General features: G+C 58.5%; 12 protein-coding genes. 10 read left to right on the forward strand and 2 right to left on the reverse strand.

The window, feature by feature from the left end; genetic code table 11:
* Positions 1–26 precede the first annotated feature (26 nt).
* On the reverse strand, positions 27–3,557 hold the full coding sequence (smc, locus tag ACIPF8_RS11250; RefSeq protein WP_400420921.1) for a chromosome segregation protein SMC: 3,531 nt from the start codon (positions 3,555–3,557) through the stop codon (positions 27–29).
* 430 nt (positions 3,558–3,987) lie between these two features.
* Here smc and dapC point away from each other — a divergent pair, with 430 nt between their 5' ends.
* From dapC to ACIPF8_RS11300, 10 genes are all read left to right on the forward strand, one after another.
* Positions 3,988–5,190 carry a succinyldiaminopimelate transaminase gene (gene dapC / locus ACIPF8_RS11255; protein WP_400420923.1) on the forward strand — a complete coding sequence of 401 codons (1,203 nt, stop codon included), beginning with the start codon at positions 3,988–3,990 and terminating at the stop codon, positions 5,188–5,190.
* Positions 5,191–5,365: 175 nt separating this feature from the next.
* Positions 5,366–6,193, forward strand: a complete 828-nt coding sequence (dapD, locus tag ACIPF8_RS11260) for a 2,3,4,5-tetrahydropyridine-2,6-dicarboxylate N-succinyltransferase (RefSeq protein WP_400420925.1) — start codon at positions 5,366–5,368, stop codon at positions 6,191–6,193.
* Between the two features lie 163 nt (positions 6,194–6,356).
* Positions 6,357–7,502 carry a PilT/PilU family type 4a pilus ATPase gene (locus tag ACIPF8_RS11265; protein ID WP_400420927.1) on the forward strand — a complete coding sequence of 382 codons (1,146 nt, stop codon included), beginning with the start codon at positions 6,357–6,359 and terminating at the stop codon, positions 7,500–7,502.
* Between the two features lie 91 nt (positions 7,503–7,593).
* Positions 7,594–7,947, forward strand: a complete 354-nt coding sequence (locus ACIPF8_RS11270) for an ArsC family reductase (RefSeq protein WP_400420929.1) — start codon at positions 7,594–7,596, stop codon at positions 7,945–7,947.
* A gap of 70 nt (positions 7,948–8,017) precedes the next feature.
* Complete coding sequence (gene dapE / locus ACIPF8_RS11275) at positions 8,018–9,172, forward strand: succinyl-diaminopimelate desuccinylase (RefSeq protein ID WP_400420931.1); 1,155 nt, start codon at positions 8,018–8,020, stop codon at positions 9,170–9,172.
* A 214-nt stretch (positions 9,173–9,386) separates the two neighbouring features.
* Positions 9,387–10,271 (forward strand): 50S ribosomal protein L3 N(5)-glutamine methyltransferase, encoded by an 885-nt coding sequence (gene prmB / locus ACIPF8_RS11280; protein WP_400420932.1) that lies wholly within the window; start codon positions 9,387–9,389, stop codon positions 10,269–10,271.
* Positions 10,272–10,383: 112 nt separating this feature from the next.
* Complete coding sequence (locus tag ACIPF8_RS11285) at positions 10,384–12,387, forward strand: ATP-binding cassette domain-containing protein (protein ID WP_400420934.1); 2,004 nt, start codon at positions 10,384–10,386, stop codon at positions 12,385–12,387.
* On the forward strand, positions 12,345–13,253 hold the full coding sequence (locus tag ACIPF8_RS11290) for a Rossmann-like and DUF2520 domain-containing protein (RefSeq protein ID WP_400420936.1): 909 nt from the start codon (positions 12,345–12,347) through the stop codon (positions 13,251–13,253). Before ACIPF8_RS11285 ends, ACIPF8_RS11290 begins: the two co-directional genes overlap by 43 nt.
* A gap of 272 nt (positions 13,254–13,525) precedes the next feature.
* Positions 13,526–14,329 (forward strand): cystine ABC transporter substrate-binding protein, encoded by an 804-nt coding sequence (locus tag ACIPF8_RS11295; RefSeq protein WP_400420937.1) that lies wholly within the window; start codon positions 13,526–13,528, stop codon positions 14,327–14,329.
* 109 nt (positions 14,330–14,438) lie between these two features.
* On the forward strand, positions 14,439–15,098 hold the full coding sequence (locus ACIPF8_RS11300; RefSeq protein WP_400420939.1) for an amino acid ABC transporter permease: 660 nt from the start codon (positions 14,439–14,441) through the stop codon (positions 15,096–15,098).
* Positions 15,099–15,108: 10 nt separating this feature from the next.
* Here ACIPF8_RS11300 and ppk1 read toward each other — a convergent pair whose 3' ends face one another.
* Positions 15,109–17,163: a polyphosphate kinase 1 gene (gene ppk1, locus ACIPF8_RS11305; protein ID WP_400420941.1), complete on the reverse strand. Its 2,055-nt coding sequence runs from the start codon at positions 17,161–17,163 to the stop codon at positions 15,109–15,111.
* Between the last annotated feature and the right edge of the window lie 15 nt (positions 17,164–17,178).

Consider the following 17,178-nt stretch of genomic DNA (forward strand, 5'->3'; position numbering starts at 1 on the left):
GGCCTGTTGCCGCCATAAAAAAATCGTCAGGCCGCCACCGGATCGGCGGCGAAACTGCGCGCCGCCTCCATGTCGACCGCGACAATCCGCGATACGCCCTGCTCCTGCATCGTCACACCGATCAGTTGCTGCGCCATTTCCATCGCAATCTTGTTATGCGAAATGAACAGGAATTGGGTGTGGCTCGACATCCGTTTCACCATATTGCAGAAGCGCTCGGTGTTGGCGTCGTCCAGCGGTGCGTCGACCTCGTCCAGCAAGCAGAACGGCGCCGGATTCAGCTGGAACATCGAGAACACCAGCGCGGTCGCGGTCAGCGCCTTTTCCCCACCTGACAGTAGATGGATGGTCGCATTCTTCTTGCCCGGCGGCTGCGCCATGACCTGCACACCGGAGTCCAGGATCTCGTCGCCAGTCATGATCAGCTTGGCCTGGCCACCGCCGAACAGGATTGGGAACAGCTCGGCAAAGTGATGGTTGACCTTGTCGAAGGTATCCTGCAGCAGATCGCGGGTTTCTTTGTCGATCTTGTGGATGGCATCCTGCAAGGTATTGATGGCCTCCGTCAGGTCGGCATTCTGCGCATCCAGGAAATTCTTGCGTTCGGACGCCTGCGCCAGCTCGTCCAGCGCTGCCAGGTTGACTGCACCCAGGCCGGCAATCGCATTGGTCAGGCGCGTCACCTCGCCTTGCAGATACGAAGGCCGCATGTCGGCGGTCAGCTTCTCGCTCAGCGCGGCTTCATCGGCTTGCGCTTCGAGCAATTGCTGCACGTACTGCTCCTGGTTCAGGCGCGCCGCCTGTTCTTTCAGTTGCAATTCCATGATGCGCTCGCGCTGCGGCTGCAAGCTGCGTTCTGCCTGCAGGCGGGTTTCCTCATGCTGACGCAAATTCTGCGATACCTGATCCAGTTCGTGACGGGTATCGGCCAGCGCACGCTCCTGCTCGCTGCGCTTGTCGAGCAAATCCTGCAAGCCGGCTTGCGCCGCCTGATCGTCGAGGCTTTCCAGTTCAAGGTGGCCCTGCTGCATGTTGGCGAACAACTGCGCCGCCTGCTCCAGCGCGGTAGCGATGCTGCGCTTGAGTTCTTCGATCTTGTTGCGATGGGATTTCTCGGCAAATTCTGCTTCCTGCGCAGCGCGCTCCATCTCACGCAAACGTTGCCGGGCATCGTTCAGTTGCTGTTCCTTGCCCAGGTAATCGGTTTGCCCATCCTCATGCTTCTCTTGCAGCTCGGCCAATTCCATGTCGAGTTGTTCGAACTTGGCTTCCGATTCCATCTTGGCTTGCTGCTGTTCGCTTTCCTGCGCAGCGATTTCCGCCAGGTCGGAAGCAATCTGCGAACTGCGCTGGTTGAAGCGCTCCTGCAGTTCAGACAATTTCATCACATCGATCTGCAAGCCATGCACCGCCTGCGTCAAGCCGCTATGGCGTTGACGCATTTCCTGCAAACGCTGGGTAGCCTGCGACAAGGCGGCTTCGGCGCGTACCGAACGCGAACGCGCTTCGTCGGCCAGCATTTGCTGGGCACGCAACTGCTTGGTGATGTTTTCGATTTCCTGCTGGCGCGCCAGCATGCCATCCTGCTCCGAATCGGAAGCATAGAAACGCACGCCGGTCTTGCTGATCACATGCCCTTGGCGCGTCACGAAGCTGGCGCCCAGCGGCAGCTTGCTGCGCTCGGCGAAGGCTGTCACGGTGTCGTCGGCGGCATAGAAATTGTGCAACCAATCCTGCATCAGCACCCGCAAGCCAGGGTCGTTCAATTGCAACAGGTTCAGGAAAGGCTTGAGGCCGGCCGGGGTGTCAGCCGCAGCTGCCGGCGCCACGCCATTCGGCGTGAACAAGGCCAGCTTGGCCGGCGGTGCGTCGTTGAAGAAGGCCTTGGCCCAATCCAGGTTAGACATTTCAAGTGCGGAAGTACGCTCGCGCAGCACCGATTCCAGCGCCGTTTCCCAGCCGCCATCGATATGCAGTTTTTGCCACAGGCGCGGCAGACCGGCGAGTTCGTGTTTCTGCAACCAGGGTTGCACCTTGCCTTCGGTCTGCACGCTTTCCTGCAATTGCTTGAGTGCGGTCAGGCGCGCTTCCAGCTGGGCATTGTTGGCGCTTTCGGTATTGACCTGCTGCTGCGCATCGCGGCGTTCTTCTTCCAGCCGCGGCTGCAGCTCCTGCGCCTCTTCCAACTGCATTGCCAGCTCTTCCAGGCCAGCCTGTTTTTCTTCCAACTGCATGCGCAGGTTGGTCAGATGCGCATTGTCCGGCAGGTTGAGTCCGTTCTTTTCCTGTGACAGCCGCTCGCGCCGTGCGCTCAGGCCATTCAGGATGTTCGAGGCATTGCGCTGGTGGGTCGATTCCAGTTCGATCTGCTGCTGGATCTGCATGATCTTGCCGCGCGACTCGGTGCTCTTCAGCTGCGCTTCGCGCCAGCTTTGCTCCAGCGCGGGCAGTTGGTCGTTATGTTGTTGCGACGCCACCTGCGATTGCTCGACCCGCGCCATCAGCTCTTCCAGGTGCATCTCGGCTTCCACCAGATCGTCCTGGAATTGCGTACCCTGGCGTTGCCATTGATCGCGCTGCGCGGTCAATGAATTGAGTTGCGATTGCAGGCGATTACGCGATTCGATGACGAACTTGATCTGCGCTTCCAGGCTGCCGATTTCGGAGTTGGTTTGGTACAAATGGCCTTGCGCCTGGTGCATGCGGTCGCCGGCGGCGTAGTGCGCCTGACGCATATGCTCCAGCTCGGTTTCGACATGGCGTAACTTGGCGGTCTGCTCTTCCAGATCGGTTTGTGCTTTTTCGATATCGCGGAAGTGTTTTTCCTGTTCGGTCTTGGCTTCGTTCTTGCGCAACAACCACAACAGTTTCTGCTTTTCTTCCTGATCGCCTTGCAACTCATGGAATTTTTGCGCGACTGCCGCCTGCGCCTGCAGTTTTTCCAGGTTGGCGTTGAGTTCGCGCAGGATATCTTCGACCCGCAGCAAATTATCGCGCGTGTCGTTCAGGCGGTTTTCGGTTTCGCGACGGCGCTCTTTGTACTTGGAAACGCCTGCCGCCTCTTCCAGGAAAACCCGCAGTTCTTCCGGGCGCGCCTCGATGATGCGTGAAATCATGCCCTGGCCGATGATCGCGTAAGCGCGTGGGCCAAGGCCGGTACCCATGAAAATATCCTGGATGTCGCGGCGCCGCACCGCCTGGTTATTGATGTAGTAGGTCGAAGTGCCGTCGCGCGTCAACGTGCGCTTGACGGCGATTTCGGCATACTGGCTCCACTGCCCTGCGGCCTTGCCGAGGCTGTTGTCGAACACCAGTTCGACCGACGAGCGCCCGGCCGGCTTGCGGTGCGAGGAGCCGTTGAAAATGACGTCCTGCATCGACTCGCCGCGCAATTCCGAGGCTTTGGATTCGCCCAGCACCCAACGCACGGCGTCGATGATGTTGGACTTGCCGCAACCGTTCGGTCCCACGACGCCGACCAGCTGGCCGGGGACCTGGAAATTGGTAGGGTCAACGAAAGACTTGAATCCCGATAATTTAATGGAAGTTAAACGCACGTTATCGACTGTTCTTATCAAAGTCGGCGAAAAAGCAGCCGTCACTCTTAAAATTCATGAAAACGAGAAAAAAACCTCGCGGGAGGTCGACATCATAACATTCTGCCTTGCCATATATGCGATCTGAATGGCCGCCAAAATTTCGCAGTGTGATTATTTACTCAACCTCCGGCAACCCGACGATTAACGATATACAGACGAGTACACAGGCGCCGGGCCAACGCCTCGATCAAGCAGCAACCCGAATAAAACAGTCCGACGGGCAATGAAAGACAAAAAAATCGCCGAATATCGGCCATGCAGCGTCCTTTTCAGAGCGCCAGGCGCAGCATTCGCAGCGATCAAACCCGCATTCTGTATATAATGCAAACAGCAGAATCATAGCCGCCGCCCTTCATTCCACCTTTGTTATTCATCCGTTACTAACCACGTGAATCCATTACTAGACCGGTTGCAGCCGTATCCGTTTGAAAAACTGCGCGCATTATTTGCCGATGTCACGCCGAATCCGGCGTACACGCCGATCAGCCTCGGCATCGGCGAGCCAAAGCACCCCACGCCCAAATTCATCCAGCAGGCGCTGACCGACAACCTGAGCGGTCTCGCCAGTTATCCCAGCACCATCGGCGCGGAACCGCTGCGCCAGGCAATCGCCGGCTGGCTGGAACGCCGCTACGGCTTGCCGGCGCTGAATCCGGCGACGCAAATCCTGCCAGTCAACGGTTCGCGCGAAGCATTGTTCGCGCTGGCGCAGACCGTGGTCGATCCGTCGCAATCGGATGCGTTGGTGATGTGCCCCAATCCGTTCTACCAGATCTACGAAGGCGCGGCCTACCTGTCGGGCGCCCAGCCATATTTCGTCAACTCGGATCCAGCCCGCAATTTCGCGCCGGATTACCGCAGCGTGCCGGATGACGTCTGGCCGCGCGTCAAGCTGCTGTACCTGTGCTCGCCCGGCAATCCGACCGGCGCCGTGCTGTCGCTGGAAGACTGGAAAGAATTGTTTGCCTTGTCGGATCGGCACGGTTTCGTGATCGCCGCCGACGAATGCTATTCGGAAATTTACTTCAAACCGGAAGCGCCGCTGGGCGGACTACAAGCCGCACACATGCTGGGCCGCGACGGCTATCCGCGCCTGATCGCCTTCTCCAGCCTGTCGAAACGCTCCAACGTGCCGGGCATGCGCTCCGGCTTCGTCGCCGGCGATGCCGCCATCCTGAAGAAATTCCTGCTGTATCGTACCTACCACGGCGGCGCCATGAGCCCGCCGGTGCAAGCGGCTTCGGTCGCCGCCTGGAACGACGAGACCCACGTCGTCGAAAACCGCGCCAAATACATGGCGAAATTTCAACAAGTGACACCGGTGCTGCAAACTGTGCTGGATGTCGCGCTGCCGGACGCCGGCTTTTACCTTTGGGCCAAGGTAGACAAACTGGCATCGATCTCCGATACCGACTTCGCCAAGCGGCTGTATGCCGAATATAATGTAACGGTATTGCCCGGCAGCTACCTGGCGCGCGACGCCCACGGTAGCAATCCGGGCCGGCAACGCATCCGGATGGCGCTGGTGGCGGAAGTCGACGAATGCCTGGAAGCAGCACAACGGATTGCCGCTTTTTGCAAGGCATTGTGACCATTTGCGGGACAGAGTTTAAGAGTCGCCGAAGCGCGACGAATTACTCTGTCCTCAACTGACTAGACAAAACGGTTGAACTCCCAAGGAATGTCATCTGAGGGTTTTTTAAGCCGACGTATCGCGGCGATTTACTCCGCCATCGATTATTTTTAAACTTTAGACAACGAAAATCATGACTCAATCTCTGCAAGAATTTATCGACCAAGCCTGGGAACAGCGTACCGAATTTTCCCCGAAGACCGCCCCCGCCGATGTCCGCGAAGCGGTTGCCAAAGTCATCGCCGAACTCAACCAGGGCACCCTGCGCGTCGCCGAGAAAACCGACGGCAACTGGGTTGTCAACCAATGGATCAAGAAGGCTGTGCTGCTGTCGTTCCGCCTGGAAGACAACCTGCCGATGCCGGCTGGCGAGAACATGCAGTTCTACGACAAAGTGCCAACCAAGTTCGCCAACTACACCGCTGAAGATTTCGCCAAGGGCGGCTTCCGCGTGGTGCCGCCGGCCGTCGCTCGTCACGGCAGCTTCATCGGCAAGAACGTGGTGCTGATGCCATCCTATGTCAACATCGGCGCTTACGTCGATGAAGGCACCATGGTCGACACTTGGGCCACCGTCGGCTCCTGCGCGCAGATCGGCAAGAACGTCCACCTGTCCGGCGGCGTCGGCATCGGCGGCGTGCTGGAACCAATGCAAGCCAACCCGACCATCATCGAAGACAACTGCTTCATCGGCGCCCGTTCGGAAATCGTCGAAGGCGTGATCGTTGAAGAAAACTCGGTGATCTCGATGGGCGTCTACATCGGCCAATCGACCAAGATTTATGACCGCGCCACCGGCGAAGTCACCTACGGCCGCATTCCAGCGGGTTCGGTAGTGGTGTCGGGCAGCCTGCCGTCGGCCGACGGCAAGTACAGCCTGTATTGCGCAGTGATCGTCAAGCGCGTCGACGCCAAGACACGCGCCAAGACCGGCATCAACGAACTGCTGCGCGAAGCTTAATTAATCATTGCGGACAAAGCCGGAGAACCTGTAGCGTGGGCAAGTTTTTTTGCCCACGCGTTGTCGAAGCAAGTTCCGCGTGGGCACAGGTGCCCACCCTACGCCGGCGAATGATGTAACCCATAATAATAATGTGCGCCTTTCCTGCACCGAGGAGTTTTTGATGGCAATGGATCGTTTGTTTCATCTGATGCGGGAGAAGGAAGCATCGGACATGTTCCTGGCGCCCGGTTCGCCTATTCATCTGAAGATCAAGGGCCAGATGATTCCTGTCAATCAGCAGAACATGGATGCGCATTCCATCCAGATGCTGTTGAGTGAAGTGGTGCCGTCGGAGCGCCTGCGGGAACTGGAGCGCGACAACGAATTGAATATCGGCTTGCCGATTCCTGATGTCGGCAGTTTCCGCCTCTCGGCATTCCGCCAGCGCGGCAGCATCTCGGCCGTGATCCGCTATATTCCTATCGACATTCCTGCATTTGAAGAATTGCGGCTGCCGCCGGCCCTGATCGAACTGATCGGTCGCAAGCGCGGTTTGCTGCTGGTGGTCGGCTCCACCGGTTCGGGCAAATCGACCACTATCGCCTCGATGCTCGATTATCGCAACAAGACCCAGACCGGCCACATCCTGACACTGGAAGACCCGATCGAATTCCTGTTTCAAAATCATCGCTCGATCGTCAACCAGCGTGAAATCGGCAGCGACACCAACGACCTCAACGGCGCGCTGAAGAACGCATTGCGACAAGCGCCGGACTGTATCCTGATCGGCGAAATCCGCGACAAGGCAACCATGTCGGCCGCCCTCGCCTATGCACAGTCGGGCCATCTGGTGGTATCGACGCTGCATGCCAACAACACCTACCGCGCATTGAACCGGGTCATCAGTTTCTACCCGCTGGAAAACCGCCCGGCGTTGCTGGAAGACCTGGCCTCGACCCTGGCGGCGATCGTTTCGCAACGCCTGGTGACGACAGTCGACGGCGACCGTACGCCGGCAGTCGAGATCATGCTCAATACCCGTCACGTTTCCGAATTGATCGAGGAAGACAACATCAGCCAGATCAAGGAAGCCATGGAAAAAAGCCTGGCGCCCGGCTCGCAGACTTTCGAGCAGGCCTTGATGGAATTGATCGAAGAAGGCGTGATCACCCAGGACGAAGCGTTGGCCCATGCCGATTCACCGAGCAACCTGTACTGGCTGATCAACAACCATACACCGAACTCCAAGAAGAATGCAGCGCCGGTGGCGCCGGAGCCGGAAAAAATCGAGGGCGCGACGTTCACCGAATTCACCCTTGACCTGTAAGCACATTATTCGAATCTCGGCGCCCTGGTCCCAAACCAGGTGCGCCACCTGACCCACGGTCTCAACGACCTACAGCTACTACCTTTTTCATATGGCAATTACCCTCTACGGCATCCCCAACTGCGACACAGTCAAGAAGGCCCGCACCTGGCTGGAAGAACAAGAGATCGCCTACACCTTTCACAATTTCAAGAAAGACGGCGTTACCCCTGAACTGATCACTACCTGGCTCGCGGATGTCCCTTGGGACACGCTGGTCAACCGCAAAGGCACGACCTGGCGCGGCTTGTCGGAACAGCGTCGCAACAGCATCACCGATGGCATCAGCGCCACGCCGCTGATGATGGAACTGCCGTCGATCATCAAGCGTCCGGTGCTGTTTACCGGAAAGAATACGTACGTCGGCTTTTCGGATGCGCTGTATCAAGAGATATTCAGCCAGTAATTCAGCTGATAATCGTGGCAACATTCGTCACAATATTCGTCGCAAAAAACACTTAGCAAAAGCACTTCACATGAAAAACCCTATCGAGAGCAAAACCCTGGCGCTGGCCGAACAATTGATCGCGCTGTCGTCCGTCACGCCGCAAGACAAGGGCTGCCAGGCGATGCTGATCGAGTTGCTGGAGCCGCTCGGCTTCGTCTGCGAAACCATCCAGTCCGGCGACGTCACCAACCTGTGGGCGCGCAAAGGCACTGAACGGCCGCTGCTGGTGTTTGCCGGCCACACCGACGTGGTGCCGACCGGGCCGCGCGAGCAATGGCAATCCGATCCATTCCTGCCTAGCCATCGCGATGGCAAGCTGTATGGGCGCGGCGCCGCCGACATGAAAACCTCGATCGCGGCGATGGTTGTCGCCGTCGAAGAATTCACCCAGGCCCATCCTGACCACGCAGGTTCGATCGGCTTCCTGATCACCAGCGACGAAGAAGGTCCGGCCACCGACGGCACTGTGGTGGTCTGCGACAAATTGAAAGCGCGTGGCGAACAGCTGGATTACTGCATCGTCGGCGAACCGACTTCCAGCTCAACGCTGGGCGACATGATCAAGAACGGCCGGCGCGGCACCATGTCCGGCAAGCTGACAGTCAAGGGCGTGCAGGGCCACATCGCCTATCCGCATCTGGCCAAGAACCCGATTCACCTGGCAGCGCCGGCGCTGGCCGAGCTGGCTGCTGAAAAATGGGATGAAGCCAATGAATACTATCTGCCGACCTCCTGGCAGATGTCGAACATCCATGGCGGCACCGGCGCCTCCAACGTGATCCCGGGCGAAGTGGTGATCGATTTCAACTTCCGCTTTTCAACCGCCAGCACCGTCGAAGGTTTGCAACAACGCGTGCACGCGATCCTCGACAAGCACGGCCTCGAATACACGCTGGCCTGGACTGTCGGCGGCCGGCCGTTCCTGACGCCGCGCGGCACCTTGAGCGACGCCATTTCTTCCGCGATCAGGGAAGAAACCGGCATCAACACCGAACTGTCGACCACCGGCGGTACTTCTGACGGCCGTTTCATTGCCCAGATCTGCCCGCAAGTGATCGAATTCGGACCGCCGAACGCCAGCATTCACAAGATCGACGAACATGTCGAAGTGCAATTCATCGATCCGCTGAAGAACATCTATCGTCGCACGCTGGAAAACCTGCTGACGTCGCCCGCGGCTTGATCAGCGCTTGCGCCGCCATGGCCGCCCGCTGGGGCGGCCTTATTTGCTAACAATTTGGCAAATAACAACAAAATCAAGGCCTTAGCCGCTTAGTTTCTCGGCTAAAGCCCATCCAGACAGGCATTTCCGATAAAATCCGCCTGACACTTTGCGACTGCAACTGAACCGCCTGGTCGAACAGTTGCCGCATTCCCCTATTTTGATAATCCGCACCATGACTCCAAATTCATTCACTACCATCCGCGACCTGCTGCGCTATGCGGTCACCCGTTTCAATACCGCCGGCTTGTTCTTCGGCCACGGCAGCAGCAACGCCCTGGATGAAGCCGCCTACCTGATCCTGCACACGCTGCGCCTGCCGCTCGACAAGATCGAACCGTTCTTCGATGCGCGCCTGCTGCCGCAAGAAGTCGAAGCAGTCTTGCAGGTCATCGAAAAACGCAGCACCGACCGCGTGCCTGCCGCCTACATCACCAACGAAGCCTGGCTCGGCGAATACCGTTTCTACGTCGACCAGCGCGTGATCGTGCCGCGTTCGTTCATTGCCGAACTGATCCCCGACCACTTCTCGCCATGGCTGCAAGACCCTGCCGAGGTCAGCAATATCCTGGAACTGTGCACTGGTTCCGGCTGCCTGCCGATCATGCTGGCGGATGCCTTCCCGCAGGCGCATGTGGACACTGCCGACATCTCGGCCGACGCGCTCGCCGTGGCAAAGCGCAATGTCGACGATTACGAATTGCAGGATCGCATCACGCTGATCGAATCCGATTTGTACAGCAAAGTGCCGAACAAGAAATACGACCTGATCGTTACCAACCCGCCGTACGTCAACTCGGGTTCGATGGGCAAACTGCCGCCTGAATACCTGCGCGAGCCGCAGATCGCCCTGGCCGGCGGCGCCGACGGCATGGACCTGGTGCGCCAGATCGTGGCCGGCGCCAAACAGCGCCTGACCGCCAACGGCATCCTCATCGTCGAAATCGGCAATGAGCGTGCATTTGCCGAGGCCGCATTCCCTGACCTGGAAATGACCTGGGTCTCGACCAGCGCCGGCGACGACATGGTGTTCCTGCTGACCGCAGATCAATTGCCGTAAGCGCGTCGTCTTCGCCCCGACCCTTTTTTCGTATGTTGTGTGCAGTCGTTGTGTCCAGTACATGCAGCTCCATCTCTACCGCCCATTTGGCACCTTTAGCAGATAGTTATTAATGATACGTTTCCAACAAGTTTCCCTGATGCGCGGCATCAAGCCTTTGCTCGACAATGTCGACGTCACCCTCAACCCGGGCGACAAGATCGGCCTGATCGGCGCCAACGGCGCCGGCAAGTCGAGCCTGTTCGGATTGCTGCGTGGGGAGTTGCATGCCGACCTCGGCGAAATCGATTTTCCGTCGAAATGGCGCATGGCCTACGTGGCCCAGGAAACCCCTGCGCTGGATCGTCCAGCGATTGAATACGCGATTGACGGCGACGTCACCTTGCGCCGCCTGGAAGAAGAACTGGCGTTCCTGGAAAGCGAACCGGAAAGCACCTCCAACGGTATCCTGATCGGCGAGCTGTACAGCGCGCTGGCCGATGCCGACGCCTACACCGTGCGCTCGCGCGCGGAACAGCTGCTGACCGGCCTCGGCTTCTCGCTGGCGCAGATGGATCAACCGGTCGCCAGCTTCTCCGGCGGCTGGCGCATGCGCCTGAACCTGGCGCAAGCGCTGATGTGCCCATCCGACCTGTTGCTGCTCGATGAACCGACCAACCACTTGGACCTGGACGCCATCATCTGGCTGGAAGACTGGCTCAAGCGTTATCCCGGCACCCTGATCATCATTTCCCATGACCGCGATTTCCTGGACGGCGTGGTGAACGTTATCGTGCATATCGACGAACGCAAACTGAAACGCTACTCGGGCAACTATTCGTCGTTCGAGCGCCAACGCTCGGCGCAGCTGGAACTGGCCGCCGGCACATTGGAAAAGCAGATGCGCCAGCGCGCCCATCTGGAATCCTTCATCAACCGCTTCAAGGCCCAGGCCAGCAAGGCGCGCCAGGCGCAAAGCCGGATGAAGGCCTTGGCCAAGATGGAAGAACTGGCGCCGTTGCGCGCCGCTGCCGAGTTTTCGTTTGAATTCCGGGTGCCGTTGAGCGCACCAAACCCGCTGCTGGTGATGGAAGATGTCAGCGCCGGCTATCGCACCGAAAGCCAAACCAGTCATGAAGTCACTGAAAAAGTGATCGTGTCCGGCATCAATTTCTCGCTGCAGATCGGCCAACGCATCGGCCTGTTGGGCGTCAACGGCGCCGGTAAATCGACCTTCATCAAGACCATCGCGGAAGAGCTCAAACCATTGCACGGCGTGGCTCAGTTCGGCAAAGGCTTGTCGATCGGCTATTTCGCCCAGCATCAGGTGGAAATGCTGCGTCACGACGAATCGCCGCTGTGGCATATGGGAAAGATCGCGCCGACCACGCGCGAGCAGGAACTGCGCAACTTCCTCGGCAGCTTCAATTTCAACGGCCCGATGGTGACCAGTTCGATCAAGCCGTTTTCCGGCGGTGAAAAAGCCCGCCTGGCGCTGGCATTGATCGTCTGGCAGCGCCCTAACCTGCTGCTGCTGGATGAACCGACCAACCATCTGGACCTGGAAACCCGCGAGGCGCTGACCATGGCGCTGGCGCAGTTCGAAGGCACGCTGGTTCTGGTATCGCATGATCGCCATCTGTTGCGCGCCACCACCGACCAGTTCATCATTGTCGCAGACGGCAAGGTGCAGCCGTTCGACGGCGACCTCGACGACTACAAGGACTGGCTGTTCAAAACCAAGCTGGCGGCCAAGAACAGCGCCACCGATGCGGCACTGCCGAAGGCTAGCAGCAAAGCCAAGATCGCCAGCGCCGTGGCGCCGGCGGCACCGGTAGTCGACAATGCCGACCGCCGCGAACAGAAGCGCCAGGAAGCGGATGCGCGGCAAAAACTGGCGGCGCTGAAAAAACCTATCGAGTCGCGCATCAAGCGCCTGGATGAACAGATCGCCAAGCGCAGCGCGCAAAAGGCAGCCGTCGATACGCGCCTGGCCGATCCGGAAATCTACGACAAGGACAAGAAGAAGGAATTGGCGACACTGCTCACCGATCAGGCTTTTTACAGCAAGGAACTGACGCAACTGGAGGCGGAATGGCTGGAACAGCAGGAAGCGCTGGAGCAGTTGGGCAACTAACGGCAAACCAGGACAGCGGCGCCGCTCCACACCGGCCCACCTTGAACATCATCGGCGGCGGCAAGCTCGGCCGCACGCTGGGCCGCCTGTGGCACACACAGAACAGCTTCACGCTGCTCGACATCCTGAACCGATCCGCGACCAGCGCGCAGCAGGCCAGCGCTTTCATCGGCGCCGGCACTGCGACAGCATCCTATGCCGATTTGCGCCCCGCCGATGTGTATCTCATCAGTGTCAGCGACGACCAGATTGCCGCTTGTTGCGCGGCCCTGGCCGCTGCCGACAAGCTGCAGCCGGGCAGCGTCGTGTTTCATTGCAGCGGCGCCTTGTCGTCGCTTGAACTGGCTGCCGCCGCCGAACGCGGTGCCGTCGTCGCCAGCATCCACCCGATCCGCAGTTTCGCCGATCCGCAACAGGTCGCCGACCATTTCGCCGGCACCTGGTGCGGCAGCGAAGGCGATGATGCCGCCCTCGCCGTGCTCGGCCCGGCCTTCAACGCCATCGGCGCACGTCTGGCGCCCATCCAGCGCGAGCAAAAGACCCTGTACCACGCTGCTGCCGTATTCGCCTCCAATTATCTGGTGACGCTGGTCGACGTCGCGCAGCAAACCTATGCCGCCGCCGGCATTCCGCCTGAACTGGCATTGAAGCTGATCGAACCGTTGCTATCCGAAAGCGCGGCCAATGCGTTCCGGCTCGGCCCCGCCGCTGCTCTGACCGGCCCCATCGCACGCGGCGACCTGGCAACAGTAGCGCGCCAACAGCAAGCCTTGCAGCAAGGGCAACCGCAAATCGCCGAGCTTTACCAGCAGTTCGCTGAACTGACTACCGACCTCGCCGCACGCAAGCAAAACAACAAGTCGTAAATTGCGTAGAATCGCCAATAACCGATAATTATCTGCAATGCAAATACAATAAGTGCATATAGGTTAGCAAAACCATCATTTCACATTTGCAGGGAAGTCCGCTTAACATAGTCGCCACCACCACCACCTCACGGGGACTTTGAAAAACCGTAGCGAATGCTGCAAGGTTGGCAAGAGAAACGCAGCCGTACGAAAGTACGGTGAGCATCGCAGTGTCGAGATTGCAGCGTGCAGCAGGTTTTTCGTGATCCTCTCCATCAAAGGGAAAAAAAATGACTACAGCACTGTCCAAACTGAGCAAGATTGCAGCGGCAATACTGATTACCAGCGTCACGCTGAATGCGTTCGCGGCCGATCTGCTGGATACCGTGAAATCGCGCGGTACCTTGAAAGTGGCGATGGAAGGCAACTATCCGCCATTCAACTTCAAGGACCAGAAGACTGGCGAGCTGACAGGCTTTGAAGTGGATGTCGCCAAATTACTGGCGGCCAAGCTGGGTGTGAAAGCGGAATTCACGACGACCGAATGGAGCGGCATCCTGGCGGGCCTCGGCGCCGGCAAATATGACGTGATCCTGAATCAGGTCGGCATTACCGAAGCACGTCAAAAGGCTTTCGATTTCTCCCAGCCTTACACGTACTCCAGCGCTCAGCTCATCGTCAGAAAAGACGAGAAACGCAGCTTCCCGACATTGGAGTCGCTGAAGGGCTTCAAACTCGGCTTGGGTCAAGGCACCAACTTTGAACAAAAGGCCAAGGCGGTTGCAGGGATTGATGTCAAAACCTATCCTGGCTCACCGGAATACCTGGCCGACCTGGCCAGTGGCCGCATCGATGCCGCATTGAACGACCGCCTGCTGGTCGGCTATCTGCTGAAGAGCTCCAACCTGCCCTTGAAGGCTGGCGCGACCTTCGGCGACATCGACAAGATCGGCATCCCTTTCCAAAAAGGCAATCCTAAATTTGAAGCCGCTTTGAATAAGGCGCTGGACGATATCCAGAAAGACGGCAGCTTCAAGCAGGTTTCTTTCAAGTGGTTCGGTTTCGATGTTAGCAAAGCACCATCGGCGCAGTAACATCGCAGTCACGCAATTCGCGCTACACTTGCGTTAAACCAAACATCCCCGCCCACTGCGGGGATGTTTTTTTAAGCAAGAAAATCGGCCAGTTTTAATAGAAGACGATATGGAAATACTAGACTTGCTGCTGCAGGCGGCGCCGATCCTGTTCAAGGGCGTCGGCTATACCCTGGTGTTTGCAGTTGCATCGATGTTGGGCGGGCTGCTGCTCGGCTTTCCATTGGCCATCGCGCGCATCTTGCCTTCGCGCTGGGCGCAATGGCCGGCCACCGCTTATGTCAGCCTGATGCGCGGTACGCCGCTGCTGGTGCAAATCTTCGTGATTTATTACGGCCTGCCAAGCATCGGCATCAGTTTCTCGCCGTTGACCGCGGGTATCCTGGCGCTCAGCCTGAATGCCGGCGCCTATCTGTCAGAAAGCCTGCGTGGCGCGATCCAGGGCGTACATAACGGCCAGTGGTCGGCCAGCTACAGCCTCGGCCTCAATTATGGGCAGACGCTGCGCTATATCGTGATTCCGCAAGCGATCCGCATCGCCGTGCCGTCAATGAGCAATACCCTGATCAGCCTGATCAAGGACACCTCGCTGGTCTCGGTTATCACCGTGACCGAACTGATGCTGGCCACCAAGGAAGTGATCGCAGTGACCTTTCGGCCACTGCCGCTGTATCTGGCTGCGGCTGCAGTCTACTGGTGCCTGAGCATCTGTTTTGAACGCCTGCAAATCCGGCTGGAGCGCAAGCTCGGGCAAGCGCACAGCAAATGATCGGCCTTGTTCAGAAACGCGTCAACAGATCGGTCTGGCTGACCAGCGGCGTGGCATCGCCGGGGTCGGCTTTCCGATAACTGCCGTCGCTATCCATGTCCCAGGCGGAGGCATTGTCCTGCAAATGCACCAGCAGGCTTTCCTCAATCACGCGCCGCTTGAGCTTGTTATCCTGGATCGGGAAAGCGGTTTCGATACGCCGGAATAAATTGCGATCCATCCAGTCGGCGCTGGACAGCATCACATGCTCTTCGCCATCGGCGTAAAAATAAAAGACCCTGTGGTGTTCCAGGAAGCGGCCAATGATGGAACGTACCTTGATGTTTTCCGACAAGCCCGGCACGCCCGGCTGCAACGCACACACGCCGCGAATCAGCAGCTGGATCTTGACGCCGGCCTGCGACGCCAGGTAAAGCGCCTCGATCACGGTCGGCTCCAGCAACGCATTCATCTTGGCGATGATGTAGCCCTGCTTGCCGGCTTTGGCCGCATCGACTTCCTTCTGGATCGCATTGAGCACATTCGCATGCAGGGTAAACGGCGATTGCCACAAGCGCTTGAGCGGCACCTGTTTGCCGAAACCGGTCAGTTGCTGGAACACGTGATGCACGTCTTCACAGATCTTGTCATCGTTGGTCATCAAACCGAAATCGGTGTACAGACGCGCGGTTTTCGGATGATAGTTGCCGGTGCCGAGATGGACATAACGCTTTAGTTTGGTGTGCTTGGCGTGGCGCTTGCGACGCACGATCAACAACATCTTGGCATGCGTCTTGTAACCGAACACGCCGTACACCACATGAGCGCCCACCGCTTCCAGCTTGGCTGCCCAGCCGATATTGGTTTCTTCGTCGAAGCGCGCCATCAGCTCCAGCACCACCGTCACTTCCTTGCCGTTCTTGGCTGCCTGCATCAGCGCGCTCATCAGCGGCGAGTCGTTGCCGGTACGATAAATGGTCTGCTTGATGGCCAATACATCCGGATCAATTGCCGCCTGTTGCAGCAGCTCCAGCACCGGCTGGAAACTTTCATACGGATGATGCAGCAGCACGTCACCCTGATCGATCACATCGAAGACCGAAGCGCCAGTGACGAAGGTTTTCGGCAGCACCGGCGTGTGCGGCGTGAACTTCAGGTCGGGCCGGTCGACCAGATCCGGCAACGGCATCAGACGCACCAGGTTAACGGCGCCGTTGACCCGATAGCAATCACCAGGCGACAGTCCGTTCTGATTCAGCAAACGCTGCACCAGCGAAGCCGGCGTACCGTCCGCGACTTCCAGGCGCACCGCGTTGCCCAACTGGCGCGTCGGCAACTCGCCTTGCAAGGCCAGCCGCAAATCGGTAACTTCGTCTTCATCGACAAACAGGTCGCTGTTACGCGTCACGCGGAACTGGTAGCAGCCGCCGATCGACAAACCCGGAAACAGTTCGCCGACAAAGCGCTGCATGAAACTGCTCAGCAAGACAAAACCGTAAGCGTGCTTCGACAGATGCTCAGGCATCCGCACCAGCCGCGGCAACACGCGCGGCGCCTGGACAATCGCCAGCTCGGTCTCGCGGCCAAAGGCATCCTTGCCGCTCAGCTTGACCGCGAAATTCAAGCTCTTGTTAAGCACGCGCGGAAACGGATGTGCCGGATCCAGGCCGATCGGCGTCAGCACCGGCAACAGCTCTGTCTTGAAAAATTCATGCGCCCAGGCGGTCTGCTGATCGTCCCATTCCGACTCTTGATAGAAGGCGATGCCTTCGGTATTCAAGGCCGGCAAGAGCACCTCGTTGAACAGGGCATACTGCCGCGCCACCAGTTTCTGGGCGCGGTCGCTGATGGTGCTGTAGGCATGCTGCAGCGACATCCCATCCGGCGTCACGCCATCCACCGCAACCCGGATCTGCTCTTGCAGGCCGGACATGCGAATCTCTGAAAACTCATCCAGGTTGCTGCTGGTGATACAGACAAACCGCAGCCGCTCGAGCAACGGTACCGTAGGGTCTTCGGCTTGCGCCAGGACGCGTTCATTGAAGGCGAGTACGCCGAGTTCGCGATTGAGCAATGGAAAGGTCATGATCCGGTCGGGAAA

The organism is Collimonas sp. NPDC087041, from assembly GCF_044745265.1.
Classification (GTDB): domain Bacteria; phylum Pseudomonadota; class Gammaproteobacteria; order Burkholderiales; family Burkholderiaceae_D; genus Collimonas.